Origin of the sequence: Bradyrhizobium sp. SHOUNA76, assembly GCF_023006445.1 — a bacterium.
Taxonomy (GTDB): Bacteria; Pseudomonadota; Alphaproteobacteria; order Rhizobiales; family Xanthobacteraceae; genus Bradyrhizobium.
This window is the reverse complement of sequence record NZ_JALBHA010000575.1, coordinates 1-3,757: the sequence shown is the minus strand read 5'-3', so window position 1 is coordinate 3,757 and position 3,757 is coordinate 1. Positions and strand designations below refer to the sequence as shown.

The following is a 3,757-nucleotide window of genomic DNA, read 5'->3' as shown; positions in this document are numbered from 1 at the left end:
CCGGGGGCCGCTTGGCCGGGGCCTGAGCGTTTGCGGCGCTCAAGCCCATGACCAGGCACGCGGCAACGGCCAGCCCGGTCAGCAAGCCGCGGGCAGAGTTAGACGATTTCGCCTGGTGCGATGGAGCCATCGGCCGGAAATGAACGAATTTCATTGAGATCGGAGGGCGTTATAGACCATCCCGGCGGGAACGCGAGTGCGGAATGTGGCCAGGGCGAAGGTGCCCTCCCTCCCCCGCTTGCGGGGGAGGGCCGGGGAGAGGGTGTCTCGACAAAGGGAGAGTCCCCCAGAGGAAAGAGCCCTCACCCGGCGCTTTGTGCCGACCTCTCCCGCATGCGGAAAGAGGTTCATCGAGATCACCGCCCGATGATTCTGCCAAATGCCTAGAGATACTTCTTCAAATCCGCCGCCGCCTCTTCGGGCGTGCGTTTCAGGTTGAACGGCGACACGAACCTCCCATCGCGGTCCATCAGATAGATCAGCGCGGTGTGGTCCATGGTGTAGTCGCCGTCCTTGGTCGGGACCTTCTTGGCGTAGACCCGATAGGAGGTGATGACCTTGGCGGTCTCGGCGGGATCGCCGCTGAGCCCTTCGAGATGCGGATCGAAGCTCGACAGATACTCCTTCATGGTCGCCGGCGTATCCCGTTCGGGATCGACCGAGATGAAGACGGCATTGACCTTGTCGGCGTCCTTGCCCATCGCGCGCAGCACCTCCGAGATCTCGAACAGCGAGGTCGGACAGACGTCGGGGCAATGGGTGTAGCCGAAGAAGATCAGGGTCGGCTTGCCCTTCAGGTTCTTGTCGGTGACGGCCTTGCCGTTCTGGTCGGTGAGCTGGAACGGGCCGCCGATCGCTGCCGGCTGCGCCACCTTGCTGACCCCGCCCATGGCCCAGAACAGGATCAGGAGGCCGACAACAAGGCTTGCGGCGAAGGCGGTCGCGATCACCAGCGGACGGGCGGCGGAACTCATGAGCGGAAAACTTCCTGTCGCGGATCAGAAGCAGGCGGCGAAACCGGTCCTGATCATTTCGAAGAACATCTGCGTGCCGTAGTGGAACCACAGCGCCAGCGCGCCGAGCACCAGCAATCCACCGATCGCCACGCCCGCCCACAGCAGCACGGATGGCGTCCGGCCGGCAGTGGGCGAATTGTCCTGTAGGCGATGTGCCGGATGCACTGGTTGAGCCATGGCAATGATGGGGGCAAAAGCCCGGGTTCCCAACCTTCAGATAGGCTTCGGCCCGCCTGCGGGCAAGGCGCCGCCGGCGGGCCAGAACGATCCTGTCAGGCCGAGAATGTCAGTGCAGGAGCTGGCCCCGGGCGGATTCGATCTGGTCCGCTTGCGGGAGAGGCCGGCGCGACGGCTTGATCGCCGAGGCCTGGGCATCCAGGTAGCAGGGCTTGTACATGGCCTGGAGCTGCTTGCCCTTAAGGAACAGCATGTGCGGGGTGAGACCGCCGCGCTGGTTGATCCAGCGCCTCACCTGCGAGGGATACATCGCATAAAGCATCTGGGTCGCTTCAGCATTGGTGACGGCACGGCCGTTGGACCCGAAATCCCAGGCCGCGTGGAAGCCAAGCGTCGCGCTCGAGGTCACGCAGATTCGGTCATGCGGGATGGCGCCGAGGACGATCGTACAGGCGGAGGCGCAGAGGCCGTCGATGATGACGGTTTCGCCTGATTGACGCAGGTCCTGATACTTGTCGACGTAGGTTCCAATCCGGCCGCCGCGGTCATCCGCGATCCGAACCACCGCGTGAGAAGCCCCCATGCCAGCGATCAACAGAACCGCCGCAAGCAACCCCGTCAGAAACTTCATTGGCCCCCGCCCCGGTCGAATTCGAATCTGCGTGTCAGGTGGTGATGCACGGCTAGCGTCTGTCGTAACCGAGGTTTTGTCTAGGCAGGCCGGCTCGCTCAAAACAAATTCAAATCCAGTGTTGCGTCCGCGCTGCACTCGTCAGGTCTCTATCCCAAAGTGGAACAAGTTAACGATGTCTTGCGCGCCACACACTTGATCTCAGTTACGACCGCTGGCTTCAATCCGGGCAATTACAGGGGGGAACTCATGGAGCGGGAAATGCATGGCTGAGAAAACAGACGTCGTCGTCGTCGGCGCGGGGCTGTCGGGTCTTGTGGCCGCCACCGAGATTGCCGACTCAGGCAAGCGCGTGATCGTGGTCGACCAGGAAGGCGAGCAGTCGCTCGGCGGTCAGGCGTTCTGGTCGTTCGGCGGGTTGTTCCTGGTCGATTCGCCGGAGCAGCGCCGGCTCGGCATCAAGGATACCTTCGACCTGGCCATGCAGGATTGGATCGGTGCCGCGGGCTTCGACCGCGACGAGGATTTCTGGCCGCGGCAATGGGCCGAGGCCTATGTGGCATTCGCCGCCGGCGAGAAGCGCACATGGCTGCGGGCCATGGGCCATCGCATCTTTCCTGTGGTCGGCTGGGCCGAGCGTGGCGGTTACGACGCGATGGGCCACGGCAATTCCGTGCCGCGCTTTCACGTCACCTGGGGTACCGGCCCCGGCATCGTCGAGCCGTTCGAGCGCCGCGCGCGCGAGGCGGTCAACAGCGGCCGGCTGAGCTTCAGGTTCCGCCACCGTGTCGACGCGCTCTCGATCACCAACGGCACGGTGGATGGCGTCAGCGGCGCCGTCCTCGCTCCTGACAGGATCGAGCGCGGCAAGAGCTCGTCCCGTAGCGTCGTCGGCGAGTTCGCGCTGCAGGCACAGGCCGTGATCGTGGCGTCCGGCGGCATCGGCGGCAATCACGAGCTGGTCCGGCAGAACTGGCCGAAGCGGCTTGGTGATCCCCCGAAATTCATGATCTCCGGCGTGCCCGAACATGTCGACGGCCGGATGATCGGCATCACGGAGAAAGCGGGCGCGCGGCTGATCAACCGCGACCGCATGTGGCATTATGTCGAGGGCATCCAGAACTGGTCACCGATCTGGCCGCGCCACGGCATTCGCATCCTGCCCGGGCCCTCCTCGATGTGGTTCGACGCCACGGGCACGCGGCTGCCGGCGCCGCTCTTCCCCGGCTCCGACACGCTCGGCCAGCTCCAATACATCATGTCGACGGGGTACGATTATTCCTGGTTCATCCTGACTCAGAGCATCATCAAGAAGGAGTTTGCGCTGTCGGGCTCGGAGCAGAATCCTGACCTGACCGGCAAGAGCTGGCGCATGACCTTGCGCCGCGCCACCAACAAGGGCGCGCCGGCGCCGGTGGAAGCATTCAAAAGCCACGGTGTCGACTTCATCGTACGCGACAAGATCGAGGACCTTGTTGCGGAGATGAACAAGCTTGCCGGCAGCGACCTTCTCAAGCTCGAGCACATCAGGATGCAGATCGAGGCGCGCGATCGCGAGATCGCCAATCCCTACGTCAAGGATGCGCAGGTGATGAACATTCACAATGCGCGCCGCTATATCGGCGACAGACTGATCCGCACCGCCTCTCCCCACAGGATCCTCGATCCCGCGCAGGGGCCGCTGATCGCGGTCAAGCTCAACATCCTCACCCGCAAGACGCTGGGCGGCTTCGAGACCGATCTCGACTCGCGTGTGTTCGGCAGCGAGGGCAGCGTCATTCCGGGCCTCTATGCGGTCGGCGAAGCCGCCGGCTTCGGCGGCGGCGGGGTGCACGGCTATCGCTCGCTGGAAGGCACTTTCCTCGGCGGCTGCCTGTTCTCGGGCCGCAATGCGGGCCGTGCCGCGGCCAAAGCGGTGGGCTAGATCATGCGG

The 3,757-nt window shown here is 64.2% G+C and carries 4 protein-coding genes; 1 reads left to right on the top strand and 3 read right to left on the bottom strand.

Annotated elements, in window-relative coordinates; translation table 11 throughout:
- Positions 1-383: 383 nt before the first annotated feature.
- The 3 genes from MOV74_RS33540 to MOV74_RS33535 form a co-directional block, all read right to left on the bottom strand.
- Positions 384-974 (bottom strand): SCO family protein, encoded by a 591-nt coding sequence (locus tag MOV74_RS33540; protein ID WP_246931272.1) that lies wholly within the window; start codon positions 972-974, stop codon positions 384-386.
- A 24-nt stretch (positions 975-998) separates the two neighbouring features.
- Complete coding sequence (locus MOV74_RS40880; protein ID WP_258719565.1) at positions 999-1,124, bottom strand: hypothetical protein; 126 nt, start codon at positions 1,122-1,124, stop codon at positions 999-1,001.
- A gap of 178 nt (positions 1,125-1,302) precedes the next feature.
- A complete protein-coding gene (locus MOV74_RS33535) occupies positions 1,303-1,824 on the bottom strand; it encodes a hypothetical protein (RefSeq protein ID WP_246931271.1) in 522 nt (173 codons plus the stop codon).
- A 265-nt stretch (positions 1,825-2,089) separates the two neighbouring features.
- Between MOV74_RS33535 and MOV74_RS33530 the strand changes: the two genes are divergently transcribed.
- Entirely contained in the window at positions 2,090-3,748 is a 1,659-nt protein-coding gene (locus MOV74_RS33530) for an FAD-binding dehydrogenase (protein WP_246931270.1), read from the top strand.
- Positions 3,749-3,757 lie beyond the last annotated feature (9 nt).

Coding starts and splice junctions, on each gene's coding strand:
- MOV74_RS33540 (WP_246931272.1), bottom strand. CDS start 974: ATGAGTTCCGCCGCCCGTCCGCTGGTGATCGCGACCGCCTTCGCCGCA.
- MOV74_RS33535 (WP_246931271.1), bottom strand. CDS start 1,824: ATGAAGTTTCTGACGGGGTTGCTTGCGGCGGTTCTGTTGATCGCTGGC.
- MOV74_RS33530 (WP_246931270.1), top strand. CDS start 2,090: ATGGCTGAGAAAACAGACGTCGTCGTCGTCGGCGCGGGGCTGTCGGGT.